The 14,927-nt window shown below is 60.0% G+C and carries 10 protein-coding genes; 8 read left to right on the top strand and 2 right to left on the bottom strand.

What is annotated here, in order from left to right:
- Positions 1-264 precede the first annotated feature (264 nt).
- Entirely contained in the window at positions 265-3,297 is a 3,033-nt protein-coding gene (locus tag VX037_RS22505) for an MMPL/RND family transporter (RefSeq protein WP_014928953.1), read from the bottom strand.
- A gap of 82 nt (positions 3,298-3,379) precedes the next feature.
- Positions 3,380-3,718: a DUF4873 domain-containing protein gene (locus VX037_RS22500; protein ID WP_004021766.1), complete on the bottom strand. Its 339-nt coding sequence runs from the start codon at positions 3,716-3,718 to the stop codon at positions 3,380-3,382.
- 133 nt (positions 3,719-3,851) lie between these two features.
- Here VX037_RS22500 and VX037_RS22495 point away from each other — a divergent pair, with 133 nt between their 5' ends.
- From VX037_RS22495 to VX037_RS22460, 8 genes are all read left to right on the top strand, one after another.
- Positions 3,852-4,820 carry an AurF N-oxygenase family protein gene (locus VX037_RS22495; protein ID WP_004021765.1) on the top strand — a complete coding sequence of 323 codons (969 nt, stop codon included), beginning with the start codon at positions 3,852-3,854 and terminating at the stop codon, positions 4,818-4,820.
- A gap of 161 nt (positions 4,821-4,981) precedes the next feature.
- The gene (locus VX037_RS22490; RefSeq protein WP_004021764.1) at positions 4,982-6,502 is read left to right on the top strand and encodes a flavin-containing monooxygenase; all 1,521 of its coding nucleotides are present in this window, start codon (positions 4,982-4,984) and stop codon (positions 6,500-6,502) included.
- Positions 6,503-6,549: 47 nt separating this feature from the next.
- Positions 6,550-7,419, top strand: coding sequence for an SDR family NAD(P)-dependent oxidoreductase (locus VX037_RS22485; protein ID WP_004021763.1), 870 nt, complete (start codon positions 6,550-6,552; stop codon positions 7,417-7,419).
- The gene (locus VX037_RS22480) at positions 7,416-8,486 is read left to right on the top strand and encodes a ferredoxin--NADP reductase (protein WP_078114154.1); all 1,071 of its coding nucleotides are present in this window, start codon (positions 7,416-7,418) and stop codon (positions 8,484-8,486) included. Before VX037_RS22485 ends, VX037_RS22480 begins: the two co-directional genes overlap by 4 nt.
- Positions 8,476-9,381, top strand: a complete 906-nt coding sequence (locus VX037_RS22475; RefSeq protein WP_311278394.1) for an alpha/beta fold hydrolase — start codon at positions 8,476-8,478, stop codon at positions 9,379-9,381. Before VX037_RS22480 ends, VX037_RS22475 begins: the two co-directional genes overlap by 11 nt.
- Before the next feature lie 91 nt (positions 9,382-9,472).
- A complete protein-coding gene (locus VX037_RS22470) occupies positions 9,473-10,222 on the top strand; it encodes a TetR/AcrR family transcriptional regulator (RefSeq protein WP_328715942.1) in 750 nt (249 codons plus the stop codon).
- A gap of 595 nt (positions 10,223-10,817) precedes the next feature.
- The gene (locus VX037_RS22465) at positions 10,818-11,426 is read left to right on the top strand and encodes a TetR/AcrR family transcriptional regulator (RefSeq protein WP_328715940.1); all 609 of its coding nucleotides are present in this window, start codon (positions 10,818-10,820) and stop codon (positions 11,424-11,426) included.
- Positions 11,427-11,518: 92 nt separating this feature from the next.
- Positions 11,519-14,539, top strand: coding sequence for an MMPL/RND family transporter (locus VX037_RS22460; RefSeq protein WP_328715938.1), 3,021 nt, complete (start codon positions 11,519-11,521; stop codon positions 14,537-14,539).
- Positions 14,540-14,927 lie beyond the last annotated feature (388 nt).

Raw genomic sequence — 14,927 nt, 5'->3', positions numbered from 1 at the left:
CACTGTACTTGCGTGGTGCTGCCATGCTCTCCATCCTTCACAGGTTCGAGAGCCTCCGACAGACCCGGGGCGGTTCAACCACCAGCCAGCCGCGTACCAAGGTCAGTGCAGCTAGCGTTTGAATTAGGACGCAACTCATCTATCACGGGCGACGGTGCTGCGTCATGCTTATGCCCCTCCTACCTGTTGACGGAATGGTCGGGATATTCAGCGACCGACGCTTGTCAGATCCCCATGGGTCCGTCCGCGTGACTTTTGCGATGGTCAAGGGGCGAGCCGGAAACGGTCGATGTCACCCGGCCACCAGCTCGCAGTGCCCAGCAGCACCGCTAGCGCCGGGACTACTAAGGTCCGCACCAGGAACGTGTCGAGCAGCAAACCGACACCGATGATGAACCCGATTTGCACCATCACATCGATGGACCCGACCATCAGCCCAAACATGCTGGCCGCGAATATCAACCCAGCCGAGGTGATGACCGACCCGGTGTAAGCGACGGTACGCATTACGCCGACCCGCACGCTCCACCTCGTTTCCTCTCTCAGCCGTGACACCAGCAGCATGTTGTAGTCGGCGCCCACCGCCACCAAGACAATGAACGACACCAGTGGCACGGGCCAGGCGATCCCGGCACCGAGGATGTGTTGAAGTACGAGCACACCAATACCGAGAGCCGCCATGTAGTTCAAGACGACGGTTGCAAGGAGATAGACAGGTGCAACGACGGCCCGCAACAGCAGCATCAGGATCAGACCCACGATGAGAAGGGTGGCTATGCCGAGCAGTTTGAAATCGTACGACAACAGTCGCTGGACGTCGGCATTGATCGCAGGAAAGCCCGCAACAGAAGCACGTCCGCCCTCCAGAGTGGTGTTCGGCATCGCGTTCTCGGCGACGCTGGACAGCTCGTTCGCCAGCGTCATTGCATCGGCAGAGTATGGGTCGTAGGCGGTCTGTACCGCATAGCGCACGGTTTTCCCGTCGGACGAGATGAACTGTCGAGCGACCTGACTGAACTGCTGGTCCTTGAACGCATCCGCGGGGAGATAGAAGCCGGTTGCCGAGTCAGAATCGCCGACCTCCCGTGCGGGAGCCCGAAGCTGTGCGGCGACCTGTGCCAGTCCACTGAGTAGCTGAAGGTTGCTGTCCACCAGAGCACCGACTCCGTTCGACAACTGACGCGCGCCGTCGGCAAGTGCGCCGACGCCGGATTCGAGTTGCGAGAGCCTGTTCCCGAGGTCCTGTCCGCCGATGGCTTGTAGTGCAGAATCCAGCGTTTGAAGAGAACGCTGCAGCTGTGCAATGTTGGTCGAGCCTGGCGCACTCACGCGGCCGAGCTGCGCGGCAAAGTCAGCCACCCTCCCAAGCGACTGATCATCCGCGAGTGCCCGGATGTCGGCCATTTGCGCGCGCAGTGCCGAGCACTGCGCGATCTGCTGGCACCACGGATTGTCTAACGCGGACAACGCCGGCGCGACCGCATCTGCCGCAGACTGGGCCCGACGTGCGAGTTGAGACAGCTCGGGCGCTTGCTTGGAAAACTGTCTAAGCCTTGGGGCAGCGTTCGCCAGTTGGTTCACAAGCGGCCGATACTCGTCGAGCTGCGGGCCAAATGACGACACCTCGTCGAGCAACCCCGACAGCGGAGCGAGGTTGGAGGATATCTGGTCTTCTAACAGTGCCAGGCCTCCGGCGAGCTGCTCTGACCCCGTCTTCAGGACGGCCAGATCACCCTTGCGGGCCTGTCCATCACCGGTCTCCTCGGTGATCTTGGTACCGATCTGATCATTCTGCCAAGATAATTGCGCCTGCTCTAGCTTCTCACCGGTCGGCCGCGTCACGCCAATGACCCTGGTCACGCCGGGAATCTGCGCGACGCGGGAGGCTAGCTGGTCGAGGTCGGCAAGGCCTTGAGCCGTGCGCATGTCGTTCTCGGACTCCACCACCAAGAATTCTGAGATGATGATGTCTTTCGGGAAGTGGCGGTTGAGAAGCGCGTATCCTTCGTTGCTCCCTGTGTCAGGTGGCTGCCCCTCGCGATCGTCGTAGGTGATCTGAATTGTTGCGGCGACCATGGCGAGGCCGATCAACACGACCACACTGATCGCGAGCAGAGGGACCGGCCGCCGGATAACCATGACTCCGACTCTTCTCCAGTAATCCCGCGTCAGGTCACGGCGGGGAAGGCCGGCGCCTTTCTTGGCAGCGAAAGAGAGTACGAGGGGCAGCAATGTCACCGTCGCCAAGAATGCGAAAGCTATGGCGATTGCGCAGGCCGGACCCAAAGTGTTAAACACACTGAGCTTGGCGAAGGCCATAGCCAGGAACGCTAGGGCCACAGTGCCCGCCGACGCTAGAACCACGCGGCCGATAGTTGCATTCGCGTGGGCGATAGCGACATCAGGAGAGTAACCCGCTCGAATACCTTCATGATAGCGGCTGATGAGGAACACCGAATAGTCAACTCCGGCACCAAAGATGATGACGGTCATGAACATTGACGTGAACTGGGATACCGGCATGCCCAGCTCGCCCAGTCCAGATAGAACTCCGCGACCCACAGCCAAGCTCATGCCCACGACAAGCAGCGGCATCAGCGCGGTGAAGACCGAACGATAGACGATCAGGAGGATCACGGCGATCAGCAGCACGGTGGCAACAGTGATCAGGACCAGATCCGACTCGCCCACGGCGAGTTGGTCGCTAAAGGTCGCGGGCGGGCCTGTCACACGGACTGTCGTCCCACTGTCACGAAAGATACTCTCAGCGATCTCACGCACCGCTGCGACCGCCTCCGCGGTATCGGGTCCCCCGAGTGTGCCGGCCACTCCCACGGGCAGATACCAGGCTTGCTTGTCTTTGCTGAGAGCCTGACTTGCGGTGAGGGGATCGCTCAGCAGGTCCCGGACAGCGATGACGTGCCTGTCGTCCGCCCGCAGGGTGTCGACAAGCACGTGATATCGATCGCGGGTGTTGTCGGACAGGCCTGCACTGTTCTCCATCACAACGAATACTGTGGTCTTGGCGCCGCGCTCGTCGAAAGATGCACCCATACGGTCCAAGGTCTGAAAAGACGGGACTCCGGCCGGGATCGGATCCACAGATTGTTCCCGTATCACTGACTCCAGTTGAGGAAAGAGAAGGCCTAAGCCGATGGCGGCGCCGAGCCAGACCAGCGTCACAATTCCCTTGCGGCGGAGGGTAAACCATGCAACCCGCTCAAGGGTCGGACTGTACTCGCCGAGTTTCTCGCCCCCTCTCGACGGGCGGGTTCGAATGGGAGACGAACTCACCATGTGCAATATCCTCTCGACCTGAAGTGGGCGACCCAATCGTGCGGACCCGTTTCGCGAATGTCCGTGCGGCGGTGGATGGTTGTCACTTGTGGTGGTGCTCGACCATGTTCTCGACTTCCTCGAGAGTGGTGGGCAGGTGGTATGGCGGAGTGCTCTTGCCTGAGATGCGGTATCGGCCCCAGAAGTCGGGATCCCCGACGACACACTCCGCTCGGCCCTCGGGGGTCGTAAATACAGCGATCGCGCGGGCGCCTTTCAGGAGCCCGTCGAGCTCATCATTCTTCTGAATCCGGCCATACCAGGTGTACAGGCCGTTCAGCGGCTGGAAATAGCCTTTGATCTTCGCTTCGACATGGATCTCCGCCCCGCGGCACACCAGGGTTCCTTCGCCGGAGTAGTCGAGGTCATGGTCGTCAGACATGCAGTCCTACCTTCTTCGCACTGAGCGTTGACAAATATCGCAGTTCGTGGATACTAGCAGTACCAGATACTATGAGTAATGGGTACTGGGCGCCAGGCCCCGACTCCCAGCCTTGAACGACCGAGGAGAAGACATGACCGTGCAGGATGTCCAGATGAACCCCGACTTTTCGAAGGAGGGCATGGCTCGGGTGAACGGGCGTAAGCCCGTCGACATGGAACGATCTGCGGGTCGATTGCTGCGGTCTTCCGCGGAGAAGTTCTACGACGCGGAGATCGACATCGACTGGGAGTCGCCCTGGGAGGAAGGCAAGTGCTTTCTGCCAGAGCATCGAGTGTCGCTATACGGCACCAGGCTGTGGGACAAGATGACTGAGGAGCAGCGTCGCGAGTTGGGGCGCCATGAGATCGTGAGCATCCTCAGTTTCGGCATCTACGCAGAGAATCTGTTGAGTTCAGCGCTTCTGCGCATGTCGGCGAAGGGGGCTTTAACCGATCAGAAGTCTCTATACGCGTTGACAGAGATCGGCGATGAGTCCCGCCATTCCACTATGTTCGCGCGCCTCATCAACAAGACGGGCGTGCCCCCCTACAAGCTTCCTAAGGGCTTCTTGAGCTTCGCGAAGATCCTGCATTTCGTCCCTCTCGGGCCGTCGGTGTCTGGAGCTACGCTGTTGATCGAGGAAATCCTGGACCGCGCCCAGCGCGAGGCGATGAACGACCCCAGTATGCAGCCTCAGCTTCGCCAGCTCATGAAGATCCACGTCCTTGAGGAAGCCCGTCACATTACCTTTGCGCGACTGGAGATGATCGAAGGCATGCAGCGTCGTCGTAAGGCGACGCGCGCTTGGCACCGAGGGGTGCTTGCCGTCATCGCGAACCTGGCGTACCCGCTGCTCATTAATCCGAAAGTGTACCCCGCAGTGGGAATTAGTCGCTGGCGTGGCGTGTGGGCGCAGCAGACCAGCCCAAACTATCGGACCAACCTGCAATTTATGTCGGAGCCCATGATTCGGTTCTTCCATGAGGCGGGAATGTTGGAAGGCAAGTTCACAATGGCCATGTGGCGTGCGACGCGGAGCCTTCCCGACGATCTTCGCTGATCTCCGTTCACGCGGCCGAGCCGTCGTGATCGACATCAGTTAGACCTGTGCGGAGCATTCTCGATGGCTTCGCGATCACTTCCGCCTCAACAGATCACCTGCCGCCACTGTGCGCAGGTGATGTGTTGTGCGATCCAACCTACGAGGGAGAAAGCATAAACATGGCATCATCGACTACCCGGCGCGCCTCGCGCGCAACCGCCAAGACGGATTCAACCAACGACCCGATTTCGACCAAGATTCTGATTATTGGAAGCGGGTTCTCTGGTCTCGGGATGGCCGCGCAGCTTAGACGTCGCGGGTATAGCGATTTTCTGATTCTGGAGAAGGCAAGCTCCGTCGGTGGGACCTGGCGCGACAATACCTATCCGGGCTGTGCATGTGACGTTCCGTCGCTGATGTACTCGTACTCATTCGAGAGTCGAGGTAGCTGGTCGAAGGTGTGGTCGTCACAGCCAGAAATTGAGCGGTATCTACAGGATGTCGCGGATAAGCGTGGCGTGACACAAAAGATTCATTTCGGTCAGAAGTTGGTTTCTGGATACTGGAGCGAGTCGGAGTCGCGGTGGCACCTGCGTACTGAGTCCGGACGTGAGTACATTGCTCAGTTCGTGGTGTCAGGAGTCGGTGCGCTGCATATCCCCAATTTTCCCGAAATTTCGGGGATTGAGGACTTTAAAGGCGAAGCGTTTCACTCCGCACAGTGGGATCATTCGGTGGATCTGGAGGGCAAGCGTGTCGCCGTGATCGGCACTGGTGCCAGCGCTATCCAGTTTGTACCTTTCGTGCAGAAGGAGGCCATGTCCCTCAAGGTCTTCCAGCGAACCCCTGCCTGGGTCCTACCCCGCAAGAATTTCTCCGTTCCGCCGGCCCTGCGGACTCTTCTGAGTAAACTCCCGATTGCACGTCGTATCGCCAGGTGGTCGGTGTACTGGGGTGCGGAGAGCCTGGCCTTCGGCCTCAACGGTCACTCTAACCTCATGCGGCCAATTGAAAAGGTCGCTCGGTGGAACATTGAACGCTCCATCTCTGATCCGGCATTGCGCAAGAAACTGACCCCGTCGTATCGTATCGGCTGTAAGCGGATTCTGGGGTCAAACGACTATTACCCGGCGCTTGCGGCACCTAACACCACTGTCATCAGCGATCGGATTGAGAAGGTGACCGCTGATTCCATCATTTCTTCAGACGGTGTCGAGCATCTCGTGGACGTTATAATTTATGCGACCGGTTTTCACGTGACTGATGGTTTCGATCAGCTCGCCCTGAAAGGTGCCACTGGCGAGGATCTCCCGTCCCACTGGCATCAGACGGGGATTAACACGCACCTGGGCATCACGACCGAGGGTTTTCCCAACCTGTTTTTCCTCCTCGGACCCAACACGGGCCTCGGCCACAACTCAGTGGTGTTCATGATCGAGCAACAGATCAAATACATCATGAAGGCCATCGACACAGTAGAAAGCCGAGGCGCTGAGAAGGTTGACGTACGCCCGTCCGTGCAAGAACAGTTCAACACCGACATCCAGCGGAAGCTGGCCAAGGGAGTGTGGACCAACGGCGGCTGCACGAGTTGGTATCTCGACTCGCAGGGCGTCAACCGGACCGTGTGGCCGGGCTTCACATGGCAGTACTGGCGCGCCACGAAAGATTTCGAGCCCGCCGAGTACGACATCGCCTGAGCCCGAACGCACGGAGAGACACGATTCGAAGAGATGGTGGGACGACGGTGAGCAGTTCTAATCGGCATGACTATACCGGCAAGGTGGCAGTGATCACCGGTGCCGCGTCAGGGATCGGTCGGTCTCTGGCACTCCAGTTGGCGGAGCGAGGTGCCGCACTGGCACTGTCCGACATTGATGAGATGCACTTGAAGGAGACTGCAGAACTTTGCCGCACCACGCATGGGGCAACGGTAACCGCCGCCGTACTAGACGTTGCGGACCGCGCTGCTTTTCAGGACTATGCCGACGGAGTGCGGTCAGAGTCGGGCCACGTCGACATGGTGTTCAACAACGCCGGCGTGGCCTTGGGCGTCGACGTGGTCGACATGAGCTGGGAAGACTTCGACTGGCTCATGGGCATCAACTTTGGCGGAGTCGTTAACGGGTCGAAGGCGTTTCTGCCTCACCTGATCGCGTCCGGGGACGGACATCTCATTAACACGTCGAGCGTCTTCGGCTTGATCGGAATCCCCAGCCAAAGCGCCTATAATGCCGCGAAATTCGGCGTCAGAGGCTTCACCGAGGCGCTCCGACAGGAGATGAAAATCAGTCGATACCCGGTCACAGTGACATGTGTGCACCCGGGGGGTGTAAAAACCAACATCGTCAACAATGCCCGAGGCGTTTCCGCCATGGGGGCAGACACCGCGACTGTCGCCTCGCTGTTCGACAGGATCGCACGAAGCACCCCGGATAAAGCAGCGGCGACAATCCTCAAAGGTATGGACAAGAAGAGAGCGCGAGTGCTGATCGGTGCGGACGCCCGCGGTTTCGACTTCGTGGCACGGGTGATCGGTCCCCGCTACCAGGACATCGCGGCGCCACTGACACGGGCGGGTTACGCGGTCGCACGTAGACAGGGGATCCTCAAGTGACCGTCGAACCCGATGCACGTCCGGCTGCCGCAGCCCGCTCACGCACCTTGACCGTCTCAGAAGTGACCCAGGAAACGAAAGACTCCGTCACCATTTCGTTCGAGATCCCCGATGCCATGGTCGAGGAGTTCAAGCATGTCCCAGGGCAATTCATCACCGTGAAGATCCCGTCTGATCGGACCGGTCATGTCGCACGATGCTACTCATTGAGCAGCTCGCCTCACGTCGAGGACTTCCGTCTCGAGATCGGGATCAAGCGGACGGAGAACGGTTACGCATCGAACTGGCTGTGCGACAACGCGATCCCGGGAATGGAGTTGACCGTCCTCCCGCCGTCAGGGCACTTCACGGCTAAGAATCTCGACGTCGATTTTCTATTCTTTGCAGGAGGAAGTGGGATCACTCCGGTCTTGTCGCTGATTAAGTCGGCCCTTGTGGTCGGTGGGGGCGAAGTCACACTGTTCTACGCGAATCGCGATGCCGAGTCGATCATGTACGAGGGCCAACTGGCGCAGATCACCTCCGAGTTCCCCGAGCGTTTCACGGTCTTCCACTGGTTGGAGTCGGCTATGGGGATTCCGGCACCTGAAAATGTCGAATCCGCCATACGTGAGCACCGCGGTGCACAGATCTACACCTGTGGTCCGGCGCCGTTCATGGATCTGGTGCAGAAGTCGGCGGAGGCCTGCGGTGTCGAGCACTCGTCGGTACATCGAGAAGTCTTTCAGTCACTGACTGGAGATCCGTTCGACACAGCCACGATGCGTCATCTCAGTGACGACGATGGTGTGGCGACCGCCATAGTCTATCTGAATGGGCAGTCCATCACGACTGAGTGGCCGCGCAACACTCCGTTGCTCGACGTGCTATTGGCCCAAGGCCACAATGCCCCGTACTCCTGCCGAGAAGGGGCCTGCAGCGCGTGCGTATGCAAGCTGGTCGAGGGTGATGTAGAAATGGCACAAAACCACATCCTCGTTGAAGATGACATTGCCGACGGTGAACGGCTTGCGTGTCAGGCACTTCCGCTGACGGATGCAGTTACGGTGAGCTTCGATGACCTCTGAGATAGCGAGCGAATCGCGAGGATCGCGGCACCTCGAGGTCCTATCCTCCGACGGAACCAGGTTGTTCGCCCAGGAATTCGGCTCGGGCCAGGATGCTCCACTTCTGGTCTTTAGTCACGGCTGGGCCTGTCAGGGACGTTTCTGGCGGCCACAGATCGAGCAGTTCGCGGGGACGCATAGGGTAGTGGTCTACGACCAACGCGGACACGGGTGGAGTGACCGGGGCCGGGTACCGTTCTCGGCGAGACTTCTGGCCGATGACTTGGAGGCCGTAGTTCGGGCGGTCGCCACTCCCACCGACAAGGCTGTCGTGGTCGGACACAGCATGGGAGGTATGTCCATCATGAGCTGGGCAGCTGAGTACCCAGCCTCGGTGTCCGAGCTGGCCCGCGGAGTAGTACTGGCAAGCACCGGGCCATCACAGTTGGTGGATCGGTCAACGTTGCTCAAAGTTCCCCGACAGCTACGACCGAGACTTGAACGGGCCTTCGCGGCTAGTCTTGCGGTCGCCGGACCCGAGATGCAGGACACGCGTTTGTCTCGCCGCCTGATTCGTTACGGAACCCTGGGCCCAGGTGCGACTGCTGAGGTAGTGGATGAGTGCGCCGACATCGTGTTGAGATGCCCACCACAGGTGCGCGGGATGTGGGGTTCAGTTTTGGCGACAATCGACGTCACCAGGGGGGTCGACTCGCTGACGGTGCCGGCGACGGTCATCGTAGGTGATGCCGACAGGCTGACCCCAGCGGCCCATTCGGTGGATCTCGCAGCGCGCCTGGGCCGGCAGAGCGTCTTATTTGAATTCACTCTTCTCGACAAGGTCGGTCACATGTCCAACCTAGAGGCCGTCGAAGACTTCAATTCAGCCGTGGCCAGATTAGACCAATCCGCTTGAAGCTCGTTTCGACCCATGTCTCTGCCGACTGCATGCGTGCCCCACGTGCTTATTGGGGCGACGGTCATCCATCCTGATAGTGTGGAGGGTCATGTCTGTAGTCCGTCGAATCTCCGCAGCCCCGGTGAAAGTGCAACGTCGTGTGCGCGATGCACGAAGCACGCGTTGGGACGACCACCGCGCTATCGTGAAGGCTGGACTCGTCGACGCGGCGATACGCGCGATCGAGAAGTTTGGCGACGCTGTGAGCATGGACGACTTCGCGGAAGAGGCAGGGGTGTCGAAGCCGAAGCTCTATCGCCATTTCGGTGACCGAGCTGGGCTCTATTCCGCTGTGGCAGCACGTTTGGGTTCGATGATTTGGGAGTCCGCACAGTCAACTCTGCTCTCCGGACAGCAGGACTCCGTCGACGAGCTCTTCCGGTCAGCGATCTCCGCATACGTGTCATTAGTCGACGAGCATCCGGCGGTCGTCCGCTTCCTCATGACGAACCACATGTTTCAGTATTCTGAGTCCGGTGAGGGAGGGGCCGCGGATCAACTGAGATCGGCAATGGAGATTATTTCCGACGAGTTCGCCCGTGGCCTCCAATCGGTCGGTGCCGACGAGTCCCTCGTCGCCGTCGTAGTGGCCTCCATCTTGGGGGCGGGCCTATCAGCTACCCAATGGTGGATCGATCACGGTCGGCTCAATGGAATGAGCAAGGACCTGTTCTCCGCGCACCTCTATCAGACGTCGTGGGGGATGATTGACGGCGCTGCGGCCACACTGGGCGTTCGCTTCCGCAGAGACAGGCCCTTCGGCGACCCCGCGTTCGCCACTCGCCTCGGACTAGACTGATCCCGCTCGCGAGAGACGGTGCCGCCCCGGTCTCCGGCCTCAGTATTTGATCACAACTGTGTTCATTATCGCCAGGAGCACTTGTCCAAGTGTCGGATGGGCGGGTCGAACGACTCGTCGTCTGCCACCTGATCTAGTGTTCATCTCGTCGCCCCCGGTGATGAAGCCGACGAGCCAGTCAGGCCCCAGGTCTGGCGCGACTAGTAGGACCGAATCAACTCGTAGGAACTGATGCCCACGATCTCGTGGTTCACCCCGTCGGACTCCGGTAGCGAGGCAAATTCCCAACTGCGTTGTCACCCCGACCGCAGCGACGACATAGAACCGCCGCCAGAGGTGAACTATCGAACGCCCCGTACCTGCGTAAATGTCATAATATCTATTATCGGCAATTGAAAAGCGCTTGGGGAGAACCGGATTCGACGTTGGATGACAACTCCTTCAGCTCATCGCTGTACTTCCGTGGTGCTGCCATGCTCTCCATCCTTTACAGATTCGAGAGCCTCCTACAAACCCGGGGCGGTTCATCCTATAGAAGTCGGAACTAAACCTGGAGTACTTTTCATGTTGGTCTGGAGCAGGAAGTGGGCAAAGGATGGCGATCGCCGATAGTGATGATCTGGACCCGAGGTGGGTTCGCTCGCGGGCGCGGCTGTTGGATGCTGCCGCGACCCTGCTCAGCAGCGGTGGGGTCGAAGCGGTCACCGTGGGGGCTGTAACCCGGCTATCTCACGTAGCCCGCACCACGCTGTATCGACATTTTGAGAGCACCACTGACCTGGTGGCAGCGACCTTCGAGCGGCTGTTACCTCAGGTGGACAAACCTGAAACCTCGCAATCGATTCGCGATGACCTGGTCAAATTGATGCAACGGCAGGCCGCCCTCATCGAACAAGCTCCGTTGCAGTTGACCACACTGGCATGGTTGGCAATGCTTCCCAAGCAACATGGCGAAGAACCAAACACACTGGCGCCGTTGCGGATGCGAGTTGTCGACCAGTACCGAGAACCCTTCGATCGAGTGTTGACAAGTAGCGCGGCCGCCGCTGAGCTCGACGATCCGGACTTGACCATGGCGATCACTCAGCTGGTAGGCCCTCTGGTATTCGCCAAGCTTACCGGGATTCGCGCGATGAATGTCGCTGATCTCGAGCGCCTCGTCGATGACTTTCTTGCGGCGCACAGGCGGCGCCTGCCTACTTAGCCTCCCCCCCTTTCATTGCTACGCTACAACTTGTAGCGTAGCGCTACCGATGGTTCCGATGTGGGCCAGATGAGTAGGCGAGGTACCCGCGAATGGTGGTCCATAGTCCCGATGGCAAGCGCAGCGAGTACAGCTCCACGTTGGGACGGGTCGCGCGGTTCACTTTGACGCACAAGTCTCTGGTCATCGGGGTGTGGATAGCTGTCGGGGTGGTGTTGGCGGTGCTGTTTCCTCAGTTGGAGACGGTGGTGCGGCAGCAATCGGTAGATCCGATCCCTGCAGGGGTTCCGTCCTTTCAAGCACTTGATCAAATGGGTGGCGCTTTCGGGGAGAAGGGCGCCAAGACCACTGTCTTCGTGACCATGGAGAACCCGAATGGGTTTACCGAGGTCACGCGAGAGCGATACGACGCGTTGGTCGTACAGCTCCGTGAAAATTTTGACGATGTGCAGTCGGTTCGTGACTTGCTGTCGGATCCGATTACTGCCCGTCAGGCGTTGAGTGAGGATGGCAAGGCCTGGTATTTGCCCGTCGGGGTCTCGGGGACACTGGGCGGTCCGGCGGCGACTCATGCGGTGGAAACCGTCCGCGAGACCGCACGCCGGGTGTTTGAAGATACTGGAACCGCTATCCATGTCACCGGACCGGCAGCCACCTTCAGTGACCAGATCGTGAGTGCCGAAAGAGACCTGGTCGTGATCACTTTGGCCACAGTCGCGCTGATCGCCCTGATCTTGCTGGTGGTGTATCGATCGCTGTTCACAGCACTGGTGCCGTTGCTGGTGATTGGGGTCAGCCTTGGGGTGGGCCGCGGTGTCTTGTCCGCACTAGGCGAACTCGGAATGCCGGTGTCGCAGTTCACCGTCGCGTTCATGACGGTCATTCTGCTCGGGGCAGGGGTGGACTACTCAGTCTTTTTCATCAGCCGCTATCACGAGCGGTTGCGCCAAGGCGCGCCTACCGCGGATGCTCTTGTATACGCTACAGCGACGATCGGACGGGTCATCTTGGCCTCGGCGGCGACGGTGGCACTGGCATTCCTGGCCATGGTGTTCGGCGAACTGAGCGTCTTTTCCACCTTGGGCCCGGCCTGCGCGATCGCGATTCTCATCGGGTTCCTCGCCACTGTCACCTTGCTGCCGCCGGTGCTGCTGCGGGCAGCCCGCTTCGGTTGGGGCAGCCCCCGGCGAGACCTCACACGCAAGTACTGGAATCGCGTGGCGGTGCTTGTCGTCCGCCGCCCAGTCCCCCTTTTTGCCATAGCGATGGTGGGGCTGATTGTGCTGAGCCTGATCGCGATGAGTATCCACATCACCTATGACGACCGCCAGGGCCAACCCGCCACGACCGACAGCAACCAGGGATACGCGATGCTTGACCGCCATTTCCCCGCAGACGTGACGGTTGCTGAGTTTCTTGTCGTGGATGCGCCGATAGACCTACGTACCGCCAGCGGACTTGCTGACCTTGAGCAGATGGCTTCGCGGGTATCCCAAATTCCCGGGGTGACTCGTGTCATCGGCGTCACCCGTCCCACCGGCGACAAACTCGAACAGGCTGAGCTGTCGTGGCAGAACGGTCAGATCGGGGACCAGGTGGCGGGCGCCGTCGCAGACGGCCGGCAACGAAAAGGCGACCTCGAGCAGTTGCGCTCCGGTGCCAACCAGCTCGCCGACGGGCTGGCCCAACTCGACACCCAGCTACGCCTCAACCTGACGCCACTCGCCGATATCCTCACCCAAGCAAGCGCCGCCGGTCAACAAATCCAGCAGTACCAACCACTCCTGCGTCAGCTCGCCGCGTCCGCGCCCGCAATCGACCGCGCTTCACAGAACGCCCCACAACTTGCCGCCCTGACCCGCCAAACATCCGCGGCCCTGGCAACAGTGACCTCAATCCTGCCCATCCTCGACGCAGCACCTTGGTGCGCCCAAATCCCCCAGTGCGCAACCCTGCGCGCACAGATTCGCGACCTCAACGCCACCATAGGGAATGGACTGCTCGACCAGATCACTACCCTGTCAACACAACTCGCACAATTAGACACGCCCCTAACGACGGTCACCGACCAACTCGCCGCGACCGTCAACTCCCTCGACTCCACCCTGAGTAGCATCAACAACCAAGACCTTCCGGACAAACTTACTGAACTCCAGACTGGCGTGAGTCAGCTCGCCGCAGGATCACGACAACTCGCCGGCGGCGTGTCCGCGCTGATCGACAGCAACCTTCAGCAACTAGCCGGGATGGCCGCCCTAGCCACGCAACTGCAAACCTCCGCCCGCGAAACCGCCGGAACAGACTCCGCGACCGGCTTCTACCTGCCACCTCAAGCCAGCGCAGACCGCCGCTTTGTCGATGTCGCTCGCCAGTTCGTCTCGCCCGACGGCCATACCGTTCGCTACGCGATACAAACCAGCTTCGACCCCTATAGCACCGAAGCCATACAACTGACCAACACCATCACCGATGTTGCGAACGCCGCCAGGCCAAACACCGCCCTGGAGGACTCCCACATCGCGATCGCCGGATTCCCTGCCATTAACGCCGACCTGAAACGCTTACTCGCCGAAGACTTTCGACTCCTGGCACTGGCAACTCTCCTCATCGTCGGCCTGATCCTGATCCTTCTCCTCCGAGCGCTCATCGCACCGCTGTATCTCCTAGGAACCGTCGTCCTCAACTACACCGCGGCACTGGGCATCGGTGTCCTGATCTTCCAACACATCCTCAAGACCAATATCGCCTGGCCTGTGCCGCTATTGGCTTTCATAGTCCTCGTCGCCGTCGGCGCCGACTACAACATGCTGCTCATCTCTCGCCTACGCGAGGAATCCCAGAAAAACATACGAATCGGCGTTCTACGAACCGTTACCTACACCGGATCGGTCATTACCTCGGCCGGCCTCATCTTCGCTGCCAGCATGTTCGGCCTCATGGCTGGCTCGATCTCGATCATGACCCAAGTCGGACTGATCATCGGTGTCGGACTTCTGCTAGACACCTTCATCGTGCGCACCATCGTTGTGCCGACCATCGCGACACTACTGGGTAAAACCAGCTGGTGGCCGAACAACGAAACCGAAACGGGGACTGTCGCTGATTCGGTGTAAGTGGTTTTGATCGCCCCCGGCGTGGGACAGGAGGAATCACGACGATGACCGACAAAATCGGGGGCGTGGATGCCCCGGTTCCGTGACCTGGGTGTGGCCCGACGTCCCCTACTGAAAGCGATGTGTGTCGATAGCCGGCACACACTGACCACGAAAGGGCTACCAGTGACCGCCGACGAGACCGAGCTTCCAGATCGGCGAAGTCGCCGCCGCCACCGAGGACCACGCCAACCGGCGACCAGCCACCCAACGAGCTGCTCCGCGCCCGACTACTCGGCAAGCTCTACGGCCTCAACAACCTCGTAGCCACCCACGCCCAGGCACAGACTTGCCTGAGTCACCGAACCGGCGGGATCATCGCCACCCGCCACGACCAAGCCCTCACAAC

The sequence above is a fragment of the Gordonia sp. Z-3 genome (assembly GCF_036233855.1).
Classification (GTDB): Bacteria; Actinomycetota; Actinomycetes; order Mycobacteriales; family Mycobacteriaceae; genus Gordonia; species Gordonia tangerina.
The sequence above is the reverse complement of the archived record's forward strand: the minus strand, read 5'-3'. Positions and strand labels throughout refer to the sequence as shown.